Source organism: Clostridium sp. AF02-29 (assembly GCF_934835585.1).
GTDB classification, from domain to species: Bacteria; Bacillota; Clostridia; order Lachnospirales; family Lachnospiraceae; genus Otoolea; species Otoolea fessa.
Genome location: NZ_CAKVZK010000002.1, coordinates 52,518 through 78,605, shown reverse-complemented (window position 1 = coordinate 78,605; position 26,088 = coordinate 52,518). Strand labels below are relative to the sequence as shown.

The 26,088-nt window shown below is 51.3% G+C and carries 23 protein-coding genes and 1 riboswitch; of the genes, 3 read left to right on the top strand and 20 right to left on the bottom strand.

Annotation, left to right across the window (positions count from 1 at the left end):
- Positions 1-89 precede the first annotated feature (89 nt).
- On the top strand, positions 90-956 hold the full coding sequence (locus PUQ60_RS01090) for a class I SAM-dependent methyltransferase (RefSeq protein WP_273379024.1): 867 nt from the start codon (positions 90-92) through the stop codon (positions 954-956).
- 46 nt (positions 957-1,002) lie between these two features.
- On the opposite strand, the gene PUQ60_RS01085 is transcribed toward PUQ60_RS01090, so the two are convergent.
- The 8 genes from PUQ60_RS01085 to PUQ60_RS01050 all read right to left on the bottom strand — a co-directional run bounded on the left by PUQ60_RS01085 (position 1,003) and on the right by PUQ60_RS01050 (position 11,797).
- Positions 1,003-1,797 (bottom strand): creatininase family protein, encoded by a 795-nt coding sequence (locus tag PUQ60_RS01085; protein WP_118523456.1) that lies wholly within the window; start codon positions 1,795-1,797, stop codon positions 1,003-1,005.
- Between the two features lie 181 nt (positions 1,798-1,978).
- The gene (locus PUQ60_RS01080) at positions 1,979-2,590 is read right to left on the bottom strand and encodes an ECF transporter S component (protein WP_022360580.1); all 612 of its coding nucleotides are present in this window, start codon (positions 2,588-2,590) and stop codon (positions 1,979-1,981) included.
- Positions 2,591-2,769: 179 nt separating this feature from the next.
- A riboswitch (FMN riboswitch) is annotated at positions 2,770-2,887 on the bottom strand.
- A 130-nt stretch (positions 2,888-3,017) separates the two neighbouring features.
- Positions 3,018-4,199 carry a S8 family peptidase gene (locus PUQ60_RS01075; RefSeq protein ID WP_273379018.1) on the bottom strand — a complete coding sequence of 394 codons (1,182 nt, stop codon included), beginning with the start codon at positions 4,197-4,199 and terminating at the stop codon, positions 3,018-3,020.
- 28 nt (positions 4,200-4,227) lie between these two features.
- Positions 4,228-6,249: an alpha amylase C-terminal domain-containing protein gene (locus PUQ60_RS01070; RefSeq protein WP_273379015.1), complete on the bottom strand. Its 2,022-nt coding sequence runs from the start codon at positions 6,247-6,249 to the stop codon at positions 4,228-4,230.
- Between the two features lie 471 nt (positions 6,250-6,720).
- The gene (locus PUQ60_RS01065; protein ID WP_273379013.1) at positions 6,721-8,601 is read right to left on the bottom strand and encodes an ABC-F family ATP-binding cassette domain-containing protein; all 1,881 of its coding nucleotides are present in this window, start codon (positions 8,599-8,601) and stop codon (positions 6,721-6,723) included.
- Complete coding sequence (locus PUQ60_RS01060) at positions 8,598-9,368, bottom strand: exodeoxyribonuclease III (protein WP_022360584.1); 771 nt, start codon at positions 9,366-9,368, stop codon at positions 8,598-8,600. Before PUQ60_RS01060 ends, PUQ60_RS01065 begins: the two co-directional genes overlap by 4 nt.
- A gap of 275 nt (positions 9,369-9,643) precedes the next feature.
- A complete protein-coding gene (locus PUQ60_RS01055) occupies positions 9,644-10,834 on the bottom strand; it encodes a dicarboxylate/amino acid:cation symporter (RefSeq protein ID WP_273379010.1) in 1,191 nt (396 codons plus the stop codon).
- A gap of 36 nt (positions 10,835-10,870) precedes the next feature.
- Positions 10,871-11,797, bottom strand: coding sequence for a sugar phosphate nucleotidyltransferase (locus PUQ60_RS01050; protein ID WP_107001017.1), 927 nt, complete (start codon positions 11,795-11,797; stop codon positions 10,871-10,873).
- Between the two features lie 288 nt (positions 11,798-12,085).
- Between PUQ60_RS01050 and PUQ60_RS01045 the strand changes: the two genes are divergently transcribed.
- Entirely contained in the window at positions 12,086-12,448 is a 363-nt protein-coding gene (locus PUQ60_RS01045; protein ID WP_022360587.1) for a helix-turn-helix transcriptional regulator, read from the top strand.
- Positions 12,449-12,575: 127 nt separating this feature from the next.
- Here PUQ60_RS01045 and PUQ60_RS01040 read toward each other — a convergent pair whose 3' ends face one another.
- The 7 genes from PUQ60_RS01040 to PUQ60_RS01010 form a co-directional block, all read right to left on the bottom strand.
- A complete protein-coding gene (locus PUQ60_RS01040; RefSeq protein ID WP_022360588.1) occupies positions 12,576-14,213 on the bottom strand; it encodes an ATP-binding cassette domain-containing protein in 1,638 nt (545 codons plus the stop codon).
- A gap of 214 nt (positions 14,214-14,427) precedes the next feature.
- A complete protein-coding gene (malQ, locus tag PUQ60_RS01035; protein WP_273379005.1) occupies positions 14,428-15,927 on the bottom strand; it encodes a 4-alpha-glucanotransferase in 1,500 nt (499 codons plus the stop codon).
- A gap of 14 nt (positions 15,928-15,941) precedes the next feature.
- Positions 15,942-17,252 (bottom strand): dihydroorotase, encoded by a 1,311-nt coding sequence (locus PUQ60_RS01030; RefSeq protein WP_273379002.1) that lies wholly within the window; start codon positions 17,250-17,252, stop codon positions 15,942-15,944.
- Between the two features lie 89 nt (positions 17,253-17,341).
- Positions 17,342-17,719, bottom strand: a complete 378-nt coding sequence (locus PUQ60_RS01025; protein WP_273378999.1) for a VOC family protein — start codon at positions 17,717-17,719, stop codon at positions 17,342-17,344.
- Positions 17,716-18,432 (bottom strand): MBL fold metallo-hydrolase, encoded by a 717-nt coding sequence (locus PUQ60_RS01020; RefSeq protein WP_273378996.1) that lies wholly within the window; start codon positions 18,430-18,432, stop codon positions 17,716-17,718. The genes PUQ60_RS01025 and PUQ60_RS01020 overlap by 4 nt, the downstream gene beginning before the upstream one ends.
- A 238-nt stretch (positions 18,433-18,670) precedes the next feature.
- Positions 18,671-19,060: a thioesterase family protein gene (locus PUQ60_RS01015; protein ID WP_022360593.1), complete on the bottom strand. Its 390-nt coding sequence runs from the start codon at positions 19,058-19,060 to the stop codon at positions 18,671-18,673.
- A 121-nt stretch (positions 19,061-19,181) separates the two neighbouring features.
- Positions 19,182-19,655 (bottom strand): zinc ribbon domain-containing protein, encoded by a 474-nt coding sequence (locus PUQ60_RS01010; protein WP_337955614.1) that lies wholly within the window; start codon positions 19,653-19,655, stop codon positions 19,182-19,184.
- A gap of 533 nt (positions 19,656-20,188) precedes the next feature.
- Between PUQ60_RS01010 and PUQ60_RS01005 the strand changes: the two genes are divergently transcribed.
- A complete protein-coding gene (locus PUQ60_RS01005) occupies positions 20,189-21,136 on the top strand; it encodes a DNA glycosylase (RefSeq protein WP_273378991.1) in 948 nt (315 codons plus the stop codon).
- Here PUQ60_RS01005 and PUQ60_RS01000 read toward each other — a convergent pair.
- Genes PUQ60_RS01000 through PUQ60_RS00980 form a run of 5 tightly spaced genes read right to left on the bottom strand, consistent with a single transcriptional unit; the run spans position 21,133 to position 26,069 of the window.
- The gene (locus PUQ60_RS01000) at positions 21,133-21,990 is read right to left on the bottom strand and encodes an EamA family transporter (RefSeq protein ID WP_022359449.1); all 858 of its coding nucleotides are present in this window, start codon (positions 21,988-21,990) and stop codon (positions 21,133-21,135) included. The genes PUQ60_RS01005 and PUQ60_RS01000 overlap by 4 nt on opposite strands.
- Before the next feature lie 6 nt (positions 21,991-21,996).
- Positions 21,997-22,875, bottom strand: coding sequence for a radical SAM protein (locus tag PUQ60_RS00995; RefSeq protein WP_273378988.1), 879 nt, complete (start codon positions 22,873-22,875; stop codon positions 21,997-21,999).
- A complete protein-coding gene (locus PUQ60_RS00990) occupies positions 22,838-24,559 on the bottom strand; it encodes a metallophosphoesterase (RefSeq protein WP_273378986.1) in 1,722 nt (573 codons plus the stop codon). The genes PUQ60_RS00995 and PUQ60_RS00990 overlap by 38 nt, the downstream gene beginning before the upstream one ends.
- On the bottom strand, positions 24,556-25,053 hold the full coding sequence (locus PUQ60_RS00985) for a pyridoxamine 5'-phosphate oxidase family protein (RefSeq protein WP_022359452.1): 498 nt from the start codon (positions 25,051-25,053) through the stop codon (positions 24,556-24,558). Before PUQ60_RS00985 ends, PUQ60_RS00990 begins: the two co-directional genes overlap by 4 nt.
- Positions 25,053-26,069, bottom strand: coding sequence for a LysR family transcriptional regulator (locus tag PUQ60_RS00980; protein WP_022359453.1), 1,017 nt, complete (start codon positions 26,067-26,069; stop codon positions 25,053-25,055). Before PUQ60_RS00980 ends, PUQ60_RS00985 begins: the two co-directional genes overlap by 1 nt.
- Between the last annotated feature and the right edge of the window lie 19 nt (positions 26,070-26,088).

Here is a 26,088-nt window from a genome sequence, read left to right as displayed (position 1 = left end):
GAAATGGCTTATGGATAACACCGATTATAAAGGCGGCAGATACCCTTTTCCGGGGTTTGCGCCTCATTTTTTTGAAAGGATAAAATTTTATGTGGATTGCAGATGGATGGAACGATTATGAAGTGATTGACTGCTCCGAAGGAGAGAAACTGGAGCGGTGGGGCGACTATCTTCTGGTTCGCCCGGACCCGCAGGTTATCTGGAACACCCCCAAGACACACCGCGGCTGGAAAAAGATGAACGGACACTACCACAGAAGCTCCAAGGGCGGCGGCGAATGGGAATTTTTCGACCTGCCGGAGCAGTGGTCGATCCATTACAAAGAACTGACCTTTAACTTAAAACCGTTCAGCTTCAAGCACACAGGTCTCTTCCCGGAGCAGGCGGCAAATTGGGACTGGTTCGGTGACCGCATCCGCAATGCCGGACGCCCAATCAAGGTTTTAAACCTCTTTGCCTACACAGGCGGCGCTACCCTGGCGGCAGCCGCAGCCGGCGCCAGCGTGACCCATGTGGACGCCTCCAAGGGCATGGTAGCCTGGGCGAAGGAAAACTCCCGTTCCTCCGGGCTGGAAAATGCACCCATCCGCTGGATCGTCGATGACTGTGTGAAATTTGTTGAGCGTGAGATCCGCCGCGGCAACCATTACGACGGAATCATCATGGACCCGCCGTCCTACGGCCGCGGACCGAAAGGCGAGATCTGGAAGATCGAAACTTCGATTTACCCGTTCGTGCAGCTCTGCACGAAACTGTTATCGGACAACCCGCTCTTCTTCCTCATCAACTCCTACACCACCGGGCTGGCGCCGTCCGTCCTGACCTATATGCTCTCAACCGAAGTTGCCTCCACCCACGGCGGCACAGTAAAATCGGACGAGCTGGGAATTCCGGTTACCCGCACCGGACTGGTATTACCATGCGGTGCATCCGGACGCTGGGAATCTGGTAAATAACACTGGTATTCGGATGACATAGGCACCCCGTTTTTAAGTTTGATTCCTATTCATTCCAATCCCGGATATCTAACAGCCCCGGGACCAGTTCCCGCGCACTCGTCTCTAATATAATTCGCCCCTTCTCGGCGCTTGCACCAGACGGATCTCCCCCAATTCCAATCGGCGATCCGTCTTTTGTTTTCCAGTCCTCCGACACCCAGCCGATCGAAACCGGACCGTATGGCTTCAGGGCGCGGGTCTTCTCAAACGCCGTCGGCTCTCCCGCTTCCGAAAGTTCCAGCTTCACAAGACTCTCATCGACCGCCATTACCATCGATGTCTCCATCTCTCCACCGTGGAAATCCCAGATATTCCCCTTTGAAATCGTTGCTTTTACATCCGGATGACCAAATGCCCCCGCTGAAAGGATAAACGGTGCAATCCCCAGCTCACTCCGAAGTTCCCGGCTTAAAACCTGCGCAATCGGCGCATTCCCACCATGGCATACCAAAAAAGCCAGCTTCTTAAAACCGTGATGCGCCAGGCTGACGCATATATCATATAAGAGATGATAGTAAGTGTCCGGCCGGACTGTAACCGAACCGCAGAAATTCTTATGCTCTGTACTTAAGCCCACCGGAATCACCGGAAACAGCAGCATCGGGAAGTCTTCTTCCCCCTCTGCCTCCAGCGCCTTTTTGATCTCCTGACTCATCGCCTCCGCGATAATATCATCCGTTCCCAGTGGTGCCTGATTGCCGTGCTGTTCCAGAGCCCCGAGCGGAATCAGGACAATCGTGTTCTCACGGTCCACCTGCTCCATTTCCCATCTTGTCAAATCTCTATAGTTACGTATCATAGTATCTCCTCCTCTTATAAAAACAGATATGTCTTTGCACGTTCCATCAAACAAAAAGGATTGTCCGGGATTCTCCCCCAGGCAGCTTTCCCAGCGGTTTCCCGACAATCCTTTCTATGAAATGGTTCTGCCGTTTCACAGCAAACAGCCAAATCCGTCAAACCATTCCTCTTATTTCATTTTATACTGCTTTCGGCACAATCTTCGCCGCACGCAGGCGTACAAACAAAAGCTGTCCAACGATATAGTTGAGTCCCACTTTCAATACGTTGAATGGGATCGTCGCCAGGATGATAAATCCATTCAGGTCTTTGATCGCCGGGTTGACCGACGCTACCATGCGGATCACTTCATCCAGCGGCAGGCTCATCGCTTTCGCATATAACGGAAGTGTAATATTCGCATTGATAAAGCATGCACACGCGGTGCGGATCACGATACTGAGCAGAAGTGCTTCTACAGCTGCCTTACGGTTAGCGCCCAGCTTCTGATAGAGGAACCACAGCGGCCATACGAACAGGAACGCCGCAATCAGATTGGCCAGCTCACCGACGTACATCGTGTTAGTTCCGACAGTAATCAGCTTGATTAACAGCTTGATGACTTCTACACAGATACCGGATACCGGTCCCATCAGAAACACGGCAATCACAGACGGTACATCACTGAAATCCACCTTATAAAACGGCGGCATCATCGGAACCGAAAATTCCAATGACATCAGCACGCCAGCAACCGCTGCCAGCATCGCCGTATAAATCAATTTTTGAATACTCCATTTTCCTGTCTTCATCTTAAATCTCCTTTCGGTTTTAAAACTCATTTCTCCGAAGGAGGAGTATGAATCAAGTGCCGGACTAGCTGCATTTGTAAAACTAAAAAATCCCGGTCGTTCGGGACCTGGGATGATAAATCACAACTTAGCCGATGTACACCAGCCTGCTTACGCTCAAGCGGTACACTCTCTGACTCCTGCCTCTTCTCTCATCCAGACTATACTGTCGGTTTCGGAATCTCACCGAATCGGCCGCCGTCGCGGTTCGCGGACTATACCGCCGGTAGGGAATTTCGCCCTGCCCCGAAGAAATCATGGTAATTACTCCGTCTTCATACATATAAACATATGAATCTGTGGAGTAATTATCTCACCCGGTCATAGTATCACATACAAACGAGAATTTCAATATTTTTTTAACAATCTTTCTTTTCGTTTTTCTCATCTACGGCATCGCCGCCCCGGCATCCAGCATACCTCCGGTTGCCACCTTGCCGGACAGACTCTCAAGCGGCCGCGCCGACTGCAGAATACGGTTTCTCACATCCATAAGCGACAGGGACGCATCGCAGGAGTACAGCATTGCCGCCGTTCCGGTTACCATCGGTGCCGCCATCGACGTGCCGCTCATGTAGGCATAGTCATTGCCCGTGATCGTACTCAGGATATAATTGCCCGGCGCTGCCAGATCCACGCTTCTCACTCCGTAATTGGACGCACGGTCGAGCTGACCGTCAAAGCGCAGGTTTGCCACGGAAATGATATTGTCCAGTTCAAAGCTTGCCGGGTACATCGGCTGCTCATCGATGCTGTAGCCATTGCCGGAGGCGTCGCCGTTTCCAGCCGCCACAATAAACAGCATCCCCGAATCCTTGATCGCCTGATACAGCTCCTCGCTATATTTCATCGTGCCAAAGCTCAGATTGCAGATCGACGCGCCGTTCGCCTGCGCATACCGGATCGCCTTAACCACGTTGCTGACGGTTCCGACACCGGACGATGTTCCAAGCGTCTTGATCACCATGACCTTCACATACGCCGGATCGCAGATTCCAACCGTTCCGACTCCATTTCTCGCCGCCGCGATCGTGCCCGCCGAGTGGGTACCATGATTGTCATCCGTCCCGGTAAATACCTGGGCATTATTATCATAGAAATTCCAGCCGTAAACGTCATCGATATAACCATTTCCGTCATTGTCAATGCCATCGCCCGGAATTTCCCCCGTATTCGTCCAGATCGAACCGCTAAGCTCCGGGTGAGTTATGTCAACCCCCGTATCAATCAGCGCCACAATCACCTGACGTTTTCCACTTTTCGCGTCATATTTCTTCCATGCCGGGACAATATTCATATCGATCCCTTCCAGAGAACGGACCGTTCCATCTGCTGAGAGCGCCGGGCTGCCGGTAATCGCCCCAATCGCTGCATCCACTGCCGCCGTATGGCTCGGCACCAGACGCAGTTCACCTGTATTTAAAAAAGCCCACTGATAGGAGGCATAGGAATCCGCATAGGGAACCGACTCCCGTGACGGACCCGCCGCATATGCCGGAAGCGCCACGCTCCCTGCCATCATGGCAGCACACAGGGCGGCTGCCAGCCCTCTAAAAAGTTTCTTTTTCAACTTGCTTTATCCTCTTTCAATTCCGTTCTTACAGTTCGCGCACTGCCGCAACCACAGTCTCCGCTTCCTTTGCCGGTTCTTTTCTGACATTCTGCCGTTTTACCGATTTTACCACTTTCCCGACTTTCTTGCCATCCTTTTCGGATGCCGGACCGGAAATTGGCTTAAAGCTGCGAAATACCAGAATACTCCGCGGCGGAACCATATACTGACGAAGCTCTTCCTGCGGCTCCTGCCCTGCCTCCAGGCTTTCCGGCGGACAGATTCCGTTATTGTCTGCATCGTCTGTGTTGATGCACAGAGTCCACTGCATTCCCTTCGGAAGTTTCGGAAGATCAAATTCATGCGGCTCCCAGTGCATATTGTAGGCGACAAAGAAATAGTCATCGCTGGTGCCGTCCGCTCTTCGCCCGTACTCGCCGCAGTAGAGAATGCCGAGCTGGCGGCGGAAGTTTTCAAACTCCGGGCACCATGTTTTGACGCCGTGGTAGGAAACGTCCGGGTGTCCGCAGACGAGGTAATCAATATTTTTCGGCTCCACCGGCAGATGGAACACTGGATGCGCTTTGCGGAACGCTATCATATATTTTACAAATTCGTAAATATCCCGGTTTGTCTCCAGCTGATGCCAGTTGAGCCAGGAAATCTCATTGTCCTGACAGTAAGCATTATTGTTGCCGTTCTGGGAATTGCCGAACTCATCGCCCGCTAAAAACATCGGCGTTCCCTGGCTCAGAAAGAGCAACAAAAATGCGTTGCGGAGCTGTTTTTTCCGCATCTGCACAATCTTCTTTTTCCGCGTCGTGCCCTCGACGCCGCAGTTCCACGTATAATTATAATCGCTTCCGTCCCGGTTATTCTCCCCGTTCGCTTCGTTGTGCTTCTGCTCACAGGAAACCATATCCATCATCGTAAAGCCATTTGTCGCCGCCATATAGTTGATCACTCCATACGCGTCCGGATTCCGGCGTGTCTGGTAAATGAGACGGCCGACCTGATCCTCATCGCCCTTTAATACCCGGCGCATATCGATCAAAAATCCTTCATTGTACTCGCCCAGATGCCAGCGGCGCTCCCGCGACTTCGGTGCCGCTGCCGTTTTTGGCACACGCACGCCATCCCAGGAACCAGCTAATAGCTTCGTATCGGCTAACAGCGGATCCGACGCCAGCAGTTCGGCCGGCGCAAACCCGGACAGGTGCACGCCATCCACATGATACTCGTAAACCCAGAAACGAACCGCCTCCTGCGCCAGTGCCGCGCTCTCCTCGCCGGTAAAATAAAGCTCAACCAGAACTTCAATATCATTTTTATGAAATTCTTTCACCAGATCCTTAAATTCCCGCTCCGGTTCTTTCTCTTTCCCGGATGTGTACGAAGCTTTCGGCGCAAACAGGTATCCCGCCCCATAGCCCCAGTAATTGAGCCGTCCGGTCGGTGTCCCGGTCGCATACGGATTCCCGTCTGCCCCATCCTCCATCATCACTTCCTGAAATTCATTCGGCATCATTAATTCAACTGCTGTGATACCCAATTCCTTTAAATAGGGAATTTTCTCCGTCAGCGCACGGAACGTTCCCCGCTCCCCGGTGCCGGAAGAAGTATGACGGGTAAATCCACGCACATGCAGCCGGTACAGGATCGTCTCATCATACGGATGTTTCAGCGGCTGATCCATTTCCCAGTCATACGTTTCTTCCGGGAAACGGCAGCGCACCGGACGGAGCGCCGCTTTTAAATCGCCCCAGCGCTCATGTCCTGTATAGATGCGCCCGCACGGATCCGGCAGCTCCCCCTGCTCAGTCTCGATCGTGTATTCCAGTCCTGAAAAATCATCGCCCGCAAGCTCCATCATCCAGAGATCCCCCACCCGTTCTTCCGGGGAAAATGGGATCCGGACACCCTGTTTTTTACCTGTCTCATAAATTGCCAGACGGCAGAATGTCCCCGGTGCCTCGACGCACAAGTGCATTCCCGTCTCTGTCCGCTTGATTCCCGGTGTAAAATCAGGGGTTCTTATCTTCTGTCTCACGATTTTTTCTGCTTTCACCTGTATCCCCTCCACGTTTTCATACGGCACTTTCGGTTCCAAAAGTGCCTATTTGTGAGCAGCCGCCTGCGCCTGTTACAGTCCACACATATGCAGACTGTAACAGGATTTTGCCGATGCTTCGCATTCCAAATCGGCAAAATCCGCCACCTCCACGTTTTCATACGGCACTTTCGGTTCCAAAAGTGCCTATTTGTGAGCAGCCGCCTGCGCCTGTTACAGTCCACACATATGCAGACTGTAACAGGATTTTGCCGATGCTTCGCATTCCAAATCGGCAAAATCCGCCACCTCCACGTTTTCATACGGCACTTTCGGTTCCAAAAGTGCCTATTTGTGAGCAGCCGCCTGCGCCTGTTACAGTCCACACATATGCAGACTGTAACAGGATTTTGCCGATGCTTCGCATTCCAAATCGGCAAAATCCGCCACCTCCACGTTTTCATACGGCACTTTCGGTTCCAAAAGTGCCTATTTGTGAGCAGCCGCCTGCGCTTCTATTTTCTCCGCCAGATCGTTCAGATACATCCAGCGGTCCATCTTTTCTTCCAAAAGAGCTTCTTTTTCCTCTTTTTCCTTTATGATGCCGTTCAGAGCCGTATAATCGCGGGCAGAGTCCTGCATCTGCTGCTCCAGATCCGCGATTGCCTCTTCCAGCGCCGCGATATCATCCTCGATCGTCTCCCACTCTTTCTGCTCCATATAGCTGAATTTGAGCTTTTTCTCGCGCTGGCGGCCGCGGTTTTTATCCTTTGCCGTCTCCGCTGCATCTGACGTTCCCGCACCAGAAGCGCCTCCGGCCTTCTGGCCTCTGCCGCGTTCCTGACCGGATGCCGTCCCAGATGCCTCCATCTCTGCCGCTATGCGTTCCCCGCAGGCTGCCTGATAGTCGGTATAGCCGCCCTCATACTGACGGATCGCGCCGCCGCCCTCAAAGGCGAAGATCCGGCGCACTACGCGGTCAAGGAAATACCGGTCATGCGATACCGTAATCACGATCCCCTGGAAATGATCCAGATAATCCTCCAGAATCGTCAGCGTGCCGATATCGAGGTCGTTGGTCGGCTCGTCGAGCAGAAGGACGTTTGGCGCGCCCATCAGGATATGGAGCAGATAGAGCCTGCGCCGCTCGCCGCCCGATAGCTTGCCGATCAGCGTGTACTGCATATGGGACGGGAACAGGAACCGTTCCAACATCTGGGATGCCGATACCAGCCCGTCCGCCGTCCGCACGTACTCTGCCACATTTTTAATGTAGTCGATCACGCGCATCGACTGATCCATATCTTCGTTTTCCTGTGAAAAATAACCCATTTTTACGGTCTGGCCGATGATCGTCTCGCCCGAATCCGGTTTCACCCAGCCGGTAATCATCTTCATCAGCGTCGATTTGCCGCTGCCGTTCGGTCCGATGATGCCGATGCGGTCATCCTTCAAGAAGATATAGGAAAAATCATCGATCAGGAGGCGGTCACCATACGCCTTATGAAGATGGTGTGCCTCGACCGTGGTCCGTCCGAGACGGCTGGAAATCGAGCTCATCTCCACATTTCCATCTACTTTCGGCGCTTCCACCGCACTCAACGCCTCGAAGCGCTGAATACGCCCTTTCTGCTTCGTGCTGCGTGCCTGTGCGCCGCGCCGGATCCACGCCAGCTCCGTCCGCAGGATATTCTGCCGTTTCTGCTCCGAGCTCACCGCCATCGCCTCGCGCTCTGCCTTTAATTCCAGATAGCCCTCATAACCGGACTGATAACTGTACAGCTTTCCCTTGTCCAGTTCGACGATGCGGTTCGTCACGTTATCAAGGAAATACCGGTCGTGCGTGATCATCAGAAGCGCGCCGCGGAATTTTTTCAGGTACTCTTCCAGCCAGTCCGCCATCGCACTGTCCAGATGGTTCGTCGGCTCGTCTAAAATCAACAGATCCGCCGTCGATAACAGCACCGCTGCGAGCGCAACGCGCTTTCTCTGTCCGCCCGAAAGTGTCTCCACCTTGGCACTATAATCAGTGATTCCAAGCTTATTCAGCATGGATTTCGCATCGCCCTCGAGATCCCAGGCGTGCTCATGCGCCATATTTTCCCGGATCACGCAGTCTAAGACGGTCCGTCCCGGTTCAAACTCCGGATTCTGAGGCAGATAACGGATATAGAGATTTCGTCCCTTTACCACCGTACCCTCATCCGGCTCTTCCAGACCGGCTACAATCTTTAGAAGAGTAGATTTTCCGGTTCCGTTGATGCCGATGAGACCAATCTTATCACCTTCACCGATGGAAAATGCCACGTCATCAAAAAGCAGCCGTTCCGTATATGATTTTTTCAGATGTTCTGCTGTCAGTAAATTCATGTCTCATCCCGATCCTTTATCTGTAATTCTACCGGGCAGTGATCCGAACCCAGTATCTCCGTATGAATCTGCGTGCCCGCCAGCCGGTCCTTCAGGCTCTTGGAAACACAGAAATAATCAATCCGCCACCCAGCATTCTTCTCGCGTGCCTTAAACCGGTACGACCACCAGGAATAAACGCCCTCTTTATCCGGGTAAAAATAGCGGTACGTGTCGATATATCCAGAGTCCAGAAGCTCCGTAAACTTGCTTCTCTCCTCATCCGTAAATCCGGCATTTTTCCGGTTCGTCTTTGGATTTTTCAGGTCAATCTCCGTGTGTGCCACATTCAGATCCCCACAGAAAATAACCGGCTTTTTCTCCTCCAGCTTCTTCAAAAACTGGCGGAAATCATCCTCCCACTGCATCCGATACGGAAGTCTCGCCAACTCATTCTGGGAGTTCGGCGTATAGCAGGTCACCACATAATAATCCGGGTACTCCGCCGTAATAACGCGCCCTTCATGATCGTGCTTCTCAATACCAAGACCGTAGCTCACGCTAAGCGGCTCCTCCTTCGAAAACAACGCCGTTCCCGAATATCCTTTCTTCTCCGCATAGCTCCAATACTGATAATACCCCGGAAGCTCCAGATCAATCTGCCCTTCCTGCAGCTTGCTCTCCTGAATACAGAAAATATCCGCATCCAGCTCATGAAATACATCCAGAAATCCCTTTCCCACACACGCCCGCAAGCCGTTTACGTTCCAGGAAATCATTTTTTTCATTCTATCTCTCCTTTTTATCAAATAAGGTTTTTCCGATACATAAAAAGACAGCAGGCAGGTGGCAGCCGCTCCGAAACAGGTCTGTGGATGCAGAGCAGGCTTTCGCCTATCAGTTGTACGCATCTTGAACACGCTTATCCGAATGGGGCGGACGCAAGTCCGACACAGACGAACAAGTGTAGTGAAAGCAAGCGGACAACGATAGTGCGAAGAGCCAGCGGCGCATTCACAGACCTGTTTCGGGGCGGCTGCTGCCTGCCCCACCTCTCTCATTTTTATAAATCTACGTGTAAATTCTGATGTTTAATCCCATGTCTCTCCACATATCCCGTCAGCATCAGGGTCAGCGCACCGTCACCCGTTACGTTACAGGCAGTACCAAAACTGTCCTGAAGCGCAAAGATCGTCAGCATCAGCGCCGTTCCAGTCGCATCGAAACCGAGGACACCGGTGATCAGTCCCAGGGATGCCATAACCGTACCGCCCGGAACCCCCGGTGCACCTACGGCAAATACACCTAAAAGAACACAGAACAGAACCATCGTCATCATATCCGGGAGAGCGCCGTACAAAATCTTGGATACCGTCATGACAAAGAATACCTCGGTCAGAACCGAACCGCACAGATGGATATTCGCAAACAGCGGAATACCGAAATCAACCATATCGTCACGAAGCGGCTCTGCCTTTTTGGCACAACTGAGCGCCACTGCCAGGGTCGCCGCAGAAGACATCGTACCGACTGCCGTCAGATATGCCGGACCATAATGCTTAATAACGCCTCTCGGGTCACGGCCAGAGTAAATACCAGCCAGTGTATACAGCAGCGCCATCCAGATATAGTGGCCTGCCATAACAATCAGGATAACCGAAATGAAGATCGGAGCCTGTTTTGTGATGGTTCCCTCATATGCCAGGGAACAGAACGTAAATGCGATGTAAATCGGAAGAATCGGAATGACAATCTTCTGTACTATCTCCAGAACGATCTTCTGGAACTCGTCTAAGAGTTTCGTTACCGTCACCGCCTTGGTCCAGGTCGCTGCCAGACCAATCATAACGGAAAATACCAGCGCACTCATGACGCCCATGATCGGCGGAATGTCCAATTTAAAGACAACCTCCGGCAGACTGCGCAGTCCATCGACTGCCGACTGAATCGACATATGCGGAATCAGCGTATATCCGGCTGCCATCGAAAACAGCGCCGCGCCAAGAGACGATGTATACGCCAGAATCAGCGCTACTCCAAGCAATCTGGAGGCATTCTTTCCAAGCTTCGTGATCGACGGGGCAATAAAGCCGATGACGATCAGCGGTACACAGAACGAAATAATCTGCCCAAAAATATAATTCAGCGTCACAACGAGATTCATAAAACTTTCATTTGCTATAAGACCGGCAATAATACCGATCGCTACACCCAGCGCCAGCCGAAACGGCAGGCTTTTCATCAACTTGCTCATACCCATTTTTCCTTCCTGATACCTATCTCTTCATTCTTACTCTTCCCAAAGTTTTTTCGGATACAGACCGCCGTCCTTCATCCCCTGGATCGCGTCTGTCACCATCTTCTTATCTTCCTTGTAGGTCACGCCGTACCAGCGGTCCACGCTCTTTAACACGGTCACCTCGGCTTTCCCCTCTTTCAGAAGTTCATCCACCACAAACGGGAGGAAATACTCACATTTGAGTGGATTTACCGACAGGTTTTTCTCCAAAAATGGAACAAAGCGCGCCTTTAACTCCTTTAAGATGCTGGAAGTAAAGCCCCAGAGGTTCATCGATACAAGCGTATCCTCCCCCAGCTGCTCCCAGGTTGCGCCGTCATCCTCGGTATATTCCGCCTGATCGCCGTGCTTCTCGATGCGCGTTCTCTCGTGGATATCCGCCAGATGTCCATCCGCATCCACCGTACAGACGCCGCGCGCCACATGCCCGTTTTCCGTCAATGTGTTGTAGAGATGATAGGCAACCATCGCATACTGATATTTGTCATCATCACCGCAGGATGCCAGACGATCATAGATCGCCTTGAACGCCGATTTTCCATAGTAATCATCCGCGTTGATCACCGCAAACGGTCCGTCGATCACCTCGCTGCAGCAGAGAATCGCATGACCGGTTCCCCATGGTTTGACGCGTCCCTCCGGAACCTCAAATCCATCCGGAAGGCGGTCATTTTCCTGATACACATACTCCACCTGCACGTGCTTTTCCATGCGGTTTCCGATATGTTCCTTAAACTCTTTCTCAATCGATTTCTTGATAATAAATACGACCTTTTCGAATCCAGCCTCGACTGCGTCGAAGATCGAAAAATCGATGATCAGATCTCCTTCCCGATCGACCGGATCAATCTGCTTCAAGCCGCCATACCGGCTGCCCATACCAGCCGCCATGATTACCAGAACTGGCTTCTGACTCATGAAAATTGTCCTCGCTTTCTGTTTCTTATCCACAATCCTGCCCGTTTTCATTCAAAGCAGAATTGCCTGTTTCCTTTTATTTTAAACTAATTCGGGCAGACTGTAAACAGTAAAACAAAAACCCGGCTGCCGTTTTATTCCATAGAGCGGATATTCTTTTTTTGTTTACATTTTTATAAATGTATTTTTTACTGTTTCTACACCAGTTAATTGTATCTTTTAGTTCTGCGCATACTTGTATGATAGATTGTTTTCACAAATATTTGATGTATGCGGGAGGTGCTTTAAATGATTGCTGCTGGTGACCGGCTCCGTGATTTACGGGAGGACAAAGGAAAAACGCAGGCGGAAATTTCCAGTCTGCTGGGTACAACTCAGCAAATCTATTCCCGCTATGAAACAAACCGGACGGATCTGCCTCTTCGGCATCTGATAAAACTGGCGGATTATTACCAGGTCAGCGCCGATTATATTCTCGGTCGAACCTCCTACCCGAAGAATCCGCCCGAAATGGCGAAACCATTTCTTAAAAATGTCACCTATGGAGAGGTCAATGGGCGTATCTCATCATTCCAGACTTCCACGAAAAAGCAGTTGATCGAATACATCAATTACCTGGTTTATCTGGAATCACGCCATAAGAAGGATTGATCGCGGTGAAAACGGGACATTGATACCATAGATATGCAAAAGACAGCTCCAGGCATCGCTCACATGCAGCGTCTGGGGCTGTCTTTTATCTTTCAGACTTTTGTCTAAATCACTTTGATTCCAGCTCTTAGTCGTCCTCTTCCTCACTATCCGTAACAGTAAATACCTGACGTTTTCTCGCCATCTCATCGTTTGCCAGATACTCATCGTAAGTAGTAATCTTATCGATCAGCTTGCCGTTTACGATTTCCATGATACGGTTTGCGGTCGTCTCAACGATCTGGTGGTCACGGGATGAGAATAACAGCACACCCGGGAACTTGATCATACCGTTGTTCAGAGCGGTAATGGACTCCATATCCAGATGGTCGGTCGGCTCGTCCAGAATCAGGACATTGGAACCGGAGATCATCATCTTAGAAAGCATGCAGCGCACCTTCTCACCACCAGAAAGAACGCGGACCTTCTTCACGCCGTCCTCACCGGCAAACAGCATACGTCCTAAGAATCCGCGGACATAGGTCACATCCTTAACCGGAGAGTACTGGGTCAGCCAGTCTACGATCGTGTCGTCGTTATCGAACTCTTTCGAATTGTCCTTCGGGAAATATGCCTGACTGGTGGTCAGACCCCATTTATAGGATCCCTCATCCGGCTCCATCTCGCCGGAAAGAATCTTGAAGAGAACGGTCTTTGCCTGCTCGTTCGGTCCTACAAATGCTACCTTGTCCTCGCGTCCGAGAATGAAGGAAATATTATCAAGAACCTTCACACCATCGATAGTCTTAGACAGGTTCTCTACGCTTAATACCTCATTACCGATCTCACGTTCCGGACGGAAGTCGATATACGGGTACTTACGGCTGGACGGTTTGATCTCATCTAACTCAATCTTCTCCAGAGCACGTTTTCTGGAGGTTGCCTGCTTAGACTTGGAAGCATTGGCAGAAAATCGCTGGATGAACTCCTGCAGCTCCTTGATCTTCTCTTCCTTCTTCTTGTTGGCTTCCTTCATCTGCTTGATCATCAGCTGGCTGGACTCGTACCAGAAATCGTAGTTTCCGGCATAGAGCTGAATCTTGCCATAGTCGATATCTGCGATCTGGGTGCAGACTTTATTTAAGAAGTAACGGTCATGGGATACCACGATAACCGTATTCTCAAAGTTGATCAAGAACTCCTCGAGCCATGCGATCGCATCGAGATCCAAGTGGTTTGTCGGCTCGTCGAGAAGCAGGATGTCCGGGTTTCCGAACAGTGCCTGTGCCAGAAGAACTTTGACCTTCTGGGCACCGGTCAGATCTGCCATCTGTTTGTAGTGGAGATCCGTCTCGATTCCCAGACCATTTAAAAGGTTCGCCGCGTCGGACTCTGCCTCCCAGCCGTTCATCGTGGCGAACTCGCCCTCCAGCTCGGCAGCCTTGACGCCGTCCTCCTCGGAGAAGTCTTCCTTCATGTAGATGGCTTCCTTCTCTTTCATGATCTCGTAGAGTCTCGCATTTCCCATAATAACGGTATCAAGTACCGGATATGCGTCATATTTAAAGTGATCCTGCTGTAAGAATGAAAGTCTCTGTCCCGGTGTGATGATAACCTCACCATTGGTCGGTTCCAGCTGTCCGGACAGGATTCGTAAAAAGGTAGACTTTCCGGCACCGTTGGCACCGATGAGTCCGTAGCAGTTTCCCTCGATAAATTTAATGCTTACGTCCTCAAATAACGCCTTCTTTCCTACTCGCAGTGTTACATTGCTTGTACTAATCATGGCAATTTCCTTTCATACTGTTCAAATCGTTCATACTCCCCAGGTGCATCTTTGCCCCGGGCGGGTGCAATCCATGTATATTTTACAGGTTTTTCCCGAATTTGCAAGCATTTTACGGGTTTTTATTCCCATCCGACAAAAACCAAGTTACTGTTCACGCATACGTGCCCAGTAACGGAATTTGCCGTGGCTTCGCATTTAAATACGCCAAAAACTAAAATCTTCCGAACGTATCCACCAGCCAGGACAAATAATCCGCCCGCTCATCCGTAAACTGCCCCGGAACCAGACGCCAGCGCCAGTTTTCCCCGAGGGTTCCCGGCGTATTCATGCGCGCCCAGTTATCGAGTTTCAACACATCCTGCATCTGGAAAATGGCGACGCTCGCGACTGAACCGTATGCCGCGCGGAACACGCGGTCTACCACCTCACTCTGGTGTGCTGCACCGAGGTAATCGGCAATGTACTGAAGTTCCCACCACTGACGCTTTTCCGGTTTAAAATACCCCGCCAGCGTCTCATTGTCGTGCGTTCCACCGTAGACTACGGAGTTCGGGTCATAGCAGTGCGGCAGATGCTCGTTGAAACGGTCGCCACTGAACGCAAACTCAATGATCTTCATGCCCGGATAGCCCGTCTCTGCCAGCAGATCCTTGACCTCCTGACAGAAGACACCCAGATCCTCCGCGATGATCTTCGTCTCGCCTGCCGCCTCGTCAAGTGCGTCGGTCAGCTTTTTGCCCGGACCTTTCTCCCACTCGCCGTCTTTCGCAGTCACAGCGCCATACGGGATTGCATAATACTGCACCACGCCGATGAAATGGTCGATCCGCACCGCATCGTAGAGCTTCGCGGACGCTTTCATCCGGCTTCGCCACCAGGCGAAATCGGTTTGTTCCATTTTCTCCCAGTCGTAAAGCGGGTTGCCCCAGAGCTGTCCATCCTCTGAAAATGCATCCGGCGGCACACCCGATACCTTGAGCGGCGTCAGATTTTCCTCGTCGAGCTGGAACAGCTCCGGGTGGCTCCAGACATCCGCGCTGTCGAGCGCCACGTAAATCGGAATATCGCCGACGATCTGAAGTTCTTTTTCTTTTGCATACTGTTTTAATTTTTTCCACTGTTCAAAAAACTTAAACTGTAAGAACTTCCAGTAATTTATTTCTTCTGCCAGCTCTTCGCGGCATGCCGAAAGCGCCTCCGAACGGCGGAACCGGATGTCCTCGTCCCAGTCCATCCAGCCTTTTCCTTCATATTTACCCTTGACTGCCATGTAGAGCGCATAGTCGTCCAGCCATTCTTCATTTTCTTCCAGAAATGCCTGATATTCCACACTTTCCTTATGGCTGCTCCGCTCATACGCCTTGCGCAGAAGCGGAAAACGGTAATAATACAGCGCGTCATATTTGACCTGATCCTGCTTGTCGCACCACCAGCAGGCGTCTATCTCATCCTGGGTCAGAAGTTTCTCGTCTTTCAGCGTATCCAGATCAATAAAATACGGATTTCCCGCAAATGCAGAGTAGGACTGGTACGGGCTGTCCCCGTAGCAGGTCGGTCCCATCGGAAGCACCTGCCAGTACGTCTGGCGTCCGCGTTTTAACTGATCAATAAACTCATACGCCGCCCGTCCGAACGTACCGATTCCATACGGCGACGGCAGGCTGAAAATCGGCATCAGTACGCCTGCGCCGCGTTTTAACATTGTCTTCATCGCTTCGTTTCCTCCTATTCTGCCCGATATACTGTCTCACCGCTGCAGATGGTATAGTGAACCCTTCCATAGAGCTTCGCTCCCACAAACGGGGAGTTGGACGCCTTGGAATGGAATTTTTCTACGGTATATGGTGTCTGGTCGTCAAAAAGAACCAGATCCGCCGCGCCGCCCTCGCGGATGCGCCCCGCCTCCTTCATCCGGTACAGCTTCGCCGGATTCAGGCACATTTTCTCAAACAGAGTCAGATAATCAATGTGACCAGCTTTTACCAGCCTGGTAACCGCCAATGGCAGAGAGGTTTCCAGCCCGATGATGCCGCTCGGCGCCTCGGTCAGCGGTTTTGCCTTCTCCTCGGCGCTGTGCGGTGCATGATCCGTCGCAATCATATCAATCGTGCCGTCCTTGATTGCCTCAATCAACGCCTCGCGATCCGCAGCACTCCGCAGCGGCGGATTCATTTTCGCCAGTGTTCCGTACTCCAGAACCGCCGTCTCGTCCAGTGTAAAATGATGCGGTGTTACCTCCGCCCAGACATGCGCGCCCAGCTTTTTCGCCAGACCGACCATCTGCACCGCATTGCGGGAACTGATGTGCTGGATATCCACATCTGCGCCCGTGTGAAGCGCGATCATGCAGTCGCGCGCCACCATCGAATCCTCCGCCAGCGCCGGGGAACCACCGATTCCCAGCTGCTCGGACACCGGACCGCGATTGATGCCGTTGTTGAAAATAAATGCCGGATCCTCCTCATGGAAGCTGAGCGGCACATTGAGGCGTTTCGCCGTCTCCATCGCCTCTTTGACCAATTTTTCGCTCATCAGCGGGATTCCATCATCCGTAAATCCGATCGCACCCGCTTCTTTGAGGGCGTCCATATCGGTCAGTTCTTTTCCCTGAAATCCCTTCGAGACTGCCGCGCAGGTTTCCACATGGATTCCCGTTTTCGCGCCCTTTTCCAGAATATACCGGACAATCTCCGGCGTATCGGCAACCGGTTTCGTGTTTGCCATACAGACCACCGTCGTAAAGCCGCCCGCCTTCGCAGCCGCCGCGCCCGTCTCGATGTCCTCCTTGTAGGTCAGACCCGGATCGCGGAAATGCACGTGGACGTCCACCAGTCCCGGCGCGACAATCAACCCTTCTGCGTCCAGCACCTCGGCATCTGCCGGGATGGACGGTGCGTCAGATACCCCATCTGATTCTGCTTTTGTATCTTTTTTCACGATTTTCTGGATTTTCCCATTTTCAATCCACAAATCTGCCCTTCCGTCGAATCTGCTCTCCGGATCGATGACTCTGCCGTTTTTAATTATTTTTACCATTCTAACCCCTTTTTAACTCATATGTTTTGACGTAACTGTTCAGTACCTTCACAGTCACGTCAAAACATTTTTTCAGACAAACTCAGCCCTTAACTCCTCTTCGCCGGCACGATCTCCAGCCAGTATCCATCCGGATCGTTAATGAAATAAATACCCATCGCCGGATTTTCAAAACAGATGCATCCCATTTCCTTATGTTTGGCATGTGCCGCCTCCATGTCTTCCGTCTCAAATGCCAGATGGAACTCATTGTCGCCCAGGTTGTAGGAGTCCTTCTCCCAGTCGCGCAGCCAGGTCAGCTCCAGCTGGTAGCCGGTCGTGGAGTCGCCCAGATAAACAAGGATAAAACTTCCGTCTGCCGCCTCCTTGCGGCGTACCTCCTTAAGCCCCAGTGCTTCCTCATAAAATTTCAGTGACTTGTCCAGATCGATGACATTGAAATTGTTGTGTGCAAATGTAAATTTCATCGGATAAACTCCTCTCCTTCCTTGTGAATCTCTACAATCCGATCCCGCCAGCCTTCACTGAATGGATGTTCGATTAATTTTGGTATAATCGTATAATCTTCCCAGAAATGCATCGGGAAAATCCATTTTGTGTCCGCCTGCTCCATAAAACCGGCAACGCCCAGATAAAACCACTGTTCCTGCCTCGGATCGACCGGGATAAATGCCAGATCCGCCGTGCGCCCGGAAAGCTTTTTCATCTCCTGTTTATAAGAAGCAGCCATATTCCGGTTCCATGCCATATCTTCGCCTTCCCACCACCAGTTATTTAAGTCACCGGCGTGATAAATCTCCTTTCCTTCGCAGGAGAGCCAGAAGGCGACGCCTTCGTCGGTGGAATGGAACGTCTCGACGATAAGGCTTTCTTCAGAAATATTCAGGCAAAATCTTTCTCCTGCCTTTACCAGCCGTATCCTGTCTTTATATCGTTTACGATATTCCTCCGGTATCTTTTTCCCAATCTCTTTTGAGAGAATATAAAAAACATTTTCCCGTTTCTCTCCCAGCTGAAAGATTACCGGAGCATAATGATCGGCATGGAAATGGCTCGCAAAGATAAAGAGGGGCTTCCCTGCCGGAAACTCCGGGAGAGTTCCCTTAAAATAATCAAACAGAATCACGGCATTTTCAAGCTCAACTGAAAACGAGCTGTGATGAATATATGTGATTTTCAAACGAATAAATTCCCTTCTATAATGAAAAAGAATGTGCCTTGGCACATTCTCGCGCCGAGCGCAGTCTCTTGCGACATGTTTCTGCTTCGCGCGAGTGCGCATCATTGGCACGTTAGTGCCTTTTTGTGTAATAGGAAATTTCAAGGAATTTCCTATTACACGAAACAACAGCCAGCCAAAAGTATCCCGCATACGATACTCGCAGCGCTTTCAGCCGGCTGTGCTCTCTTCGCAACCTTTAGTTTTCTTTCTTGCTCTGTGCTTTTGCTAAGAATTTCTCATTTTTGATGATGAAACGCTCATGTGTGCCGCCGCCGATGGAACCTTTCGCATCAAATGCCTCTACCTTAAATACGAGACGTCTGCCGTCTACTTCTACCAGCTCACTCTCGCACCAAACCTGCATGCCGACCGGGGTCGCTGCATTATGGGCAATTTCCAGCTTTGTACCAACGGTTCCCTCACCGTCGTTTAAGTACGGAGCCACGCTCATCCACGCGGTTTTCTCCATCAGTGCAACCATCGCCGGAGTTGCAAACACCGGTAACAGACCGCTTCCCACTGCTGCTGCGGAATTTTCATCCGTAACCATAACTTCCTGTCTTCCCTTGATACCAGCTTCTAACATATTGTCTGCCTCTCTTTCTTTTTTTGCGCCAAAATCTGCGCTGTATCAAATTTTTGTAACCGTCCCTTGCTTCCACAGCCGCCATCACTCTTTTAGCGGTATCCGTCTGTACTTCCCCGCCTTACAGCGGTTTGCCGCACTTTGGACAGTACGAAAAATCCTCATCCGTCTCAAATCCACAGGACGGACAGACCTTATGACGGTGTGATGCATCACTTCCCGTCCACGGATTTCCATTTCCATCCTGCCGAAGTGTCAGATCGCTTTCCGTGATCTCGACCTCCTCGCCCCGAAGCAGCCTCTTTCCCACCTCCGGATCCAGCTCATAGACCGCACCGCAGCACGACATTTCTACGAAAAAGCGCCGGTTCCATTTAAAAATCGGGATAAAAAAGAAACTAAAATACATATAGGTCATGTACACCTGATACCGCCCATAAGCGCCGCAGCGCCCGCAGATCACTGTTTTCAGGTACTCCAGCGGCTTCACGCCGAAACTGATGCCACCGATAAAAAACATCCGTCTCCCCTCCTGCCATAGAACAAAGAATGTGCCCTGGCACATTCTCGCGCTGAGCGCGGTCGCTTGCGACATGATTCCTCCTCGCGCGAGTGCGCACATATATACATCATACCTAAGTAGCGCGTCTTTCGCAAGATTTTTTTACGCTCTGATGCAATTCTGATGCGTTTCTGTTCACGGGTAGGCACTTTTGGAACCGAAAGTGCCGTAAGAAAACGTGGTGGCAGCAGGAATTTGCCGTATTGAAATGCGAAGCCACGGCAAATTCCGTTACTGGGCACGTATGCGTGTACAGTAACCAATTCCTTTCTGATAAAAGGTAACCGTTTGCAAGCAAAGGTCTTCTATGCTATGATACGTCTCATAAGAATTACATGATTTGATACTTTATGATTCAAGGTTTTATAACTTGATATTCCATAGATATAAGCAAAGAATATTTGTAACTCTTCAGTAGGTCTGCGCATTTACTGCGCTGACCGTACGAAAACATGGGTCAGCAGGCAAAAATTCCATTGCCGTAGGCAATTTTTAATGAATTTTTGCGCGTGACTGTGAAGGTACTGAACAGTTACGAATATTTTAAAAAAAGAGGATGCCCTGCCATGAACACACATACAACAAACCTGCCTGCAATCGAAACACACACTTTCCCCAACTCCCACATCATCTCCTGCCTGAACCTGAACCTCGCACAGATCGCCGCCTCCGGTCAATGTTTCCGTATGCTTCCGGTTCCGGAAAAACCGGGGATCTGGTCACTCATCAGCGGGACGCACTATCTGGAAATTTCCGGGACGCCGGACGGTTTCTTCTTCGACTGCCCGGACGAAGCGCTTCCTTTCTGGAAACAATACTTCGATCTCGGCACCGATTACGGTTCTTTCATCGCCTCCATCCGCGCAGACGATGCCTACCTCGCAGCGGCGGCAGACGCCGGTTCCGGCATCCGGATTCTCCGTCAGGATCTCTGGGAAATGATGATCACCTTCCTGATCTCCCAGCAGAAAACCATCCCAAAGATCCGCGAAGCCGTCGAAGCTCTGGCAAAAAAATACGGTGCGAAGAGAACCGCCGCCCTGTCCGACGGTTCCATCCGCACCTACTATTCTTTTCCCTCGCCCGAAGAACTGGCATCTGCCAGCCTGGACGACCTATTAACCTTAAAACTCGGCTACCGCGCCAAATACATTCACCGCCTCATCCAGGATGTCCTCGCCGGAACCGTATCCTTAGAATCCCTCGCAGCCCTGCCGCCGGACAAAGCCATGACCGCACTTACCAGCCTCTATGGCATCGGTCCCAAGGTCGCCAACTGCGTCTGCCTCTTCGGACTCCACCACATCGACGCCTTCCCCGTCGATACCTGGATCGAACAGATCCTGACCAAAGAATACCTTCCCAAACACCCCATCCGCTACCGCCGCCTTCCAAAAAGCCGCCTGTACACTACTATTATCCAGGATTTTTTTGGAAGCTATAAAGGATACGCAGGGGTAATGCAGCAGTATATCTTTTATTATGAGCGCAGCATCCGAAACGGAAAATCCTAAAGATTCAGCAGCGCCAACGCCACCAAAATAATCCCGCATCCCCCAATCTGTCTCCGGCTGATTGGATCCCCGAGCACCAGCACGCTCACAAAGCTGACCACCAGGATCGTGCCGACACTAAAGCTCGGATACACGATAAACGCCGGCAGTCTCGACACACTCGCCAGCAGCAGCGAGGTTGAAAAATAGTTTGGAAATCCGACTGCCACACCACTCAAAAAGTCCATCTTTCCAATCTTGCGGCGGGTTCTCTGCTGCTCGAGAAATGCCAGAACCACAGTCAGAACCAGTGCGGTCAGGAACGTATAGAACAGAAACAGCGCATCAAACCGTCTCTCGCCGATCCTCTCCGTTACCTTGGACATCCCGTCTGCCATACCGCTGACGACAAATAAAACGAGCAGAAGTCCCGCCGAACCCATCCTCCGTCTGCGTCCGCAGCCGCGGTCCCCCTCGCTGTTGATGACCCAGATCGCCACAATAACCAGCACGATCCCCACCAGCTGGAACAGCGTTGGGATCTCACCTAAAAACAGGATACTCGCCGTGACTGGAATCACGATACCAAGCTTCGCAAATGCCGACGACAGAACTGCCCCATTTTCACGGATGCATTTCTGCATTAGAACCAGATTTCCTGTAAACAAAAATCCATTCACGATTCCCGTAAGAACCGCCGTCCGGCTGCCTGCCGCAAAGATATTTTTATCTGGAAGCAGAACAAACGCCACCACCAGGCAGGTCACATAATTTCCAACCAAAATCCCATACCGGTTATCGCTGAACGTCTCACTGATCCGCAGCGCCAGCGCCAGGGACGCGCTGAAAAGAATCGCAAAAATCAGATAAATCATACCTACTTATAAGAGATCGCCGGTCTCCCGGAATTTCCGGTAATGATGCGTTCTCTTTGCCTCCTCCAGTTTTTTAAGCATGGCCGGGATATCCCCGTTTAAGGTTCCCGCCAGAATCACGTAGTTCGACGCATGGTTCGTCCGGAATACAGTGCCCGGAGAATCCACATTTTTCAGGAAAATTTCCATTTCATCCACAATTTCATCCGGGGTTATCCGCTGGAACCGCCCTTCCACGACATCTGCATACATCGGCGTGCCCTCGTACAGGCGCAGCGTCAGGAAGGATGCGTACTCCGGGTTCATCGCCGTGATGAGCTTCGCACAGGACAAGGCATGTTCCTCCACCTTGCTGCGTCCGCCAAGCCCCGAAATCAGCGTCACTGAGGTCGCGATGCCGCAGCGTTTCAGCTTCTGCCCTGCCTCAATGGTCTGTTCCGCCATCACGCCTTTATTGATATATTTTAAAATCTCATTGTCGCCGGATTCCGCGCCCACATAGACGATTCCGAGTCCCGCCTCGCGCAGGCGGATCAGCTCTTCTTCCGATTTCCGCAAAATATCCTGTGCCGTTCCGTAGGAAGCCACCCGCTTCACGCCCGGATACAGGCGGTGGATCGCATCCAGAATCACCAGAAGATCCTCTGTTTTCATAACCAGCGCATCGCCGTCCGCCAAAAATACCTTCTCGATATACGGCGCATACGGATTGTGCGAAACCTCCGTCAAATCTGCCAGAATCTCTGCCAGGCTCCGGATCCGGAACTTCTTTTCTTTATACATATTGCAAAAGCCGCAGGTGTTGTGTGCACATCCGATCGTCACCTGAATGATCAGGCTGCGCGCCTCACTCGGCGGTCTGTATACAATTCCCTCGTAGTCCATATGATTCCTCCTTTTTCTGTATCTCCTCTGCCGGACTGCCCGCATCTGCTCCGGCAGTTTCCTCATTTTCTGCATTCTCCGGGTTTTCTATCGTCTCCCCCGGCAGCGGGAAATCCACGCCCGCTTTCAGCTCCAGCACCGTGTTGTCCGTCCGGGCATCGTGCAGGATCGCCTGCAGCCTTGCCAGCCAGAAATCATTGCCGCTATAACGGATCCAGTACTGATATGCCTCGCTTTTTCTGATCTTTGCCACATCAATCTTCGTGCCCGAACAATAATCACGGTTCATATCGGCATAGAGCCTTGCCATCTCTTCTTTGATATCCTTTGATGCCGACTGCAGCGCCTTAAACGCCTGTTTCGAAATCACATCTACCAGAAACTGATCCGCATAAGCATCAAAATTGAGAAGATTCTCGTCTTCTTCCCCGTAGCGCTGCGCCCAGCCTGCTATGTCTACCTTTTTTGTATGGTAGGACAGACTGCCATCCGCCTGCCAGTTTAGGATACTGTACTGGCACGGCGCCATTGGAAGCGGAGAAGTCACTATCTCCCGGATTCCATATCCGCCCGGTGTGTTCAGATTTGACGTATGCTTCTTGATTCTCTGCAAATGCAGATGCCCGCTCAAATACACCGGAACTCCATATGCTTCCAGAAGCGCGGTCACTTCTTTCGTATTTTCAATCGTGCATTCCTCCGGATAGAGTGTACTCTCATCCAGCAGATTGTGGTGTGAAACCGGAATGACCGTCACACCCTGTTTTTTCGCCTCCTCCAGCTGTGTTTTCATCCACGCAACCGTCTCTTCGCTTAGCTTTCCGCCCGTCTCATGGACCGGTTCACACATGCAGCTGTCCAGCATCATCAGCCAATATTTTTCATCCAGGCGGTAAACATAACTCAGCGAATCCGAAGCCCGGGACACCGCCTGATCATAGCCAAACTTATGGTAAATCTGGTAAAACTCTTCCGAACTTGTTCCCTCTGCCGGAGATACCTGATCATCAAAATACGTTGCCGCCCACGGATGGTTAATATCATGGTTGCCCGGAATCACCAGCACCGGAATTCCCGCTGCCTGCACCCGCTCTAGCTTCTCTGCAAGCGCTTCATGGTTTGCTTTCTCACCATTCTGGGAGAGATCTCCGCTCAAAACCAGTGCCGATGGATGCGCCGTCCGCACCTCCTCCAGAAATGCCTCCGTGATCTCATCCAGATACGGCACGATCGTCCCATCATTTCCCATCGTATAGGTATCAAACGCCGACTGGAAATCTGTCATCTGCGGGGACTGATAGTGAAGATCCGTCGCCAGCCAGATGGTCGGCGGCATATAAACTGTCTCTTCCTGTGCCTTCTGGGGCTCTTTTTTTCTTTTATACAGCTGTTTCCGGGAAGTCCGGCGCTTTAAAGCCGTTTCTCCATCCGAAGCGTTCTCATCTGCATCATCCTGTATCACTTCCCCGACGGATGATTCATCCTCCTTCAGATTCCCGGCGGCTCCATTTTTTTCATTCTCCGCCACATCGCCGCCATCTGTCTCAGCTTCCGAAGCTTCCGTCCCGGATGCATGCTTTTTCCCTGCATCCGGCACCAGCCATACAACCAGAAAAAGTGCGAGGACCAGCAGCAGAAGCTGTGCCCCCCGCACCAGAATTGATATCTGTCTTAACTGTTTCATGGCTGCTCCGGTTTCGGCGCATTGCTCTTACCTGTCAGAGTTTCCACACGCAGGCAGAGGACGGTGGTTCTCGCCGCCACCTCCGGAGCAAACTCATACGGTCCGCCCTCCGGGTCATACTGCTGCATGATCCTTGTCAGTGCCTCTCCTTTCTCCCCAGGATCAGCCACACGGGATAACCGTCCAGTGCCGCAGACACTCTCATAAATCATCGTGCTTCTGCATGCCGGTTCCAGAATCTTTATCTCTTTTTCATTCTGCACACAGAATGCCACCCGGTTGTCGCGCTCCATATGCTCAATCTTCGTTCCCACCGGAGCGCCGTGGAAATACAGCACCGGCGTCTCCTGGTCTTCGTTCCACACAAAACCATAATTTAACGGGATCACATACGGGTATTCATCCCCGGAAAAGGCGAGACTGCACACCCGGCAGTGTTCCAAAATGGCTTTCTGCCCGTCTTTCGACTCAATCGCACGTTCTCCTCTTCGCATTATTTATCCCCCTTCTTATCCGAACCTTTCTTCTCCTGATTCTCTTTCTCCCGTTGCTCCCGTACCTTCTGGAACGCCTCGTCGCCGACTGCCACGCGGATAAACTCCTCCATCGCCTTCGTGAGGTACTTATTTCTCTTCTTGTACAAATAAACGTAACGGACCGCCAGCTCTTCATTCATCTTGTAAAAGCACAGCGGCACTTCATATGGAAGATTGACGATCAGGCCATCCGGGATGAAGGTCGCGCCCACGCCCCGTCCTGCCATGTTGAACGCAGAGACAACCTGGTCCGGTTTCATGATAATATTCGGCGAATAATTCTGGCGGCTGCACATCTTCATGCTGCGCTTGTAAATGCTGTTTTCCTCTTTGACGAAGATAAACGGAGTACTCTTTAAGAGCGGCAGCGGCAGTACCGGAAACTCCGCCTGACTGTGGCGTCCTGCCCGGATATCTTCCGCGGTAAGCTGATACTGGGTCAGCTCCTCATTGATCGGAAAACTCTTCGGAACAGCCAGAATAATTCTCTCCGTGCTATAATAATACTTTTCATAATTTTTGTCATCCAGTTCCGAGTTATCGATCAGAAGATCCAGTTCCTCGGCAACCAGCTTATCGGTCAGCTGTGTGGTCGTGCCCTCCTGCAGATCAATCTTGATCTGCGGATACCGATGGGAAAACTCGCTCAACACGCCCGGAAGTACAAACGAGGTAAAAAAGATCGTTCCGCCAACCGACAGCTTGCCCGCCAGAAGCCCATTTAAGTTATTCAGTTGATTGAGCGTGTTCTGTTCCAGCGCAAACAGCTTTTCGATCGCGTCGATATAAACTTCACCGCCCGGCGTCAGTCCGATCGGAGAGGTGCTCCGGTCAAAAATCGGAGTTCCTATCTTTTTCTCCACCTTCTTGATCGCCGTGCTTAACGCCGGCTGCGTAATATACAGTTTCTGCGCCGCCTTCGAAAAACTCTTTTCCTCGTAGACCGCGTATACATACTCTTTTCCGTCGAACATGTTTCCTCCTATGTACCCT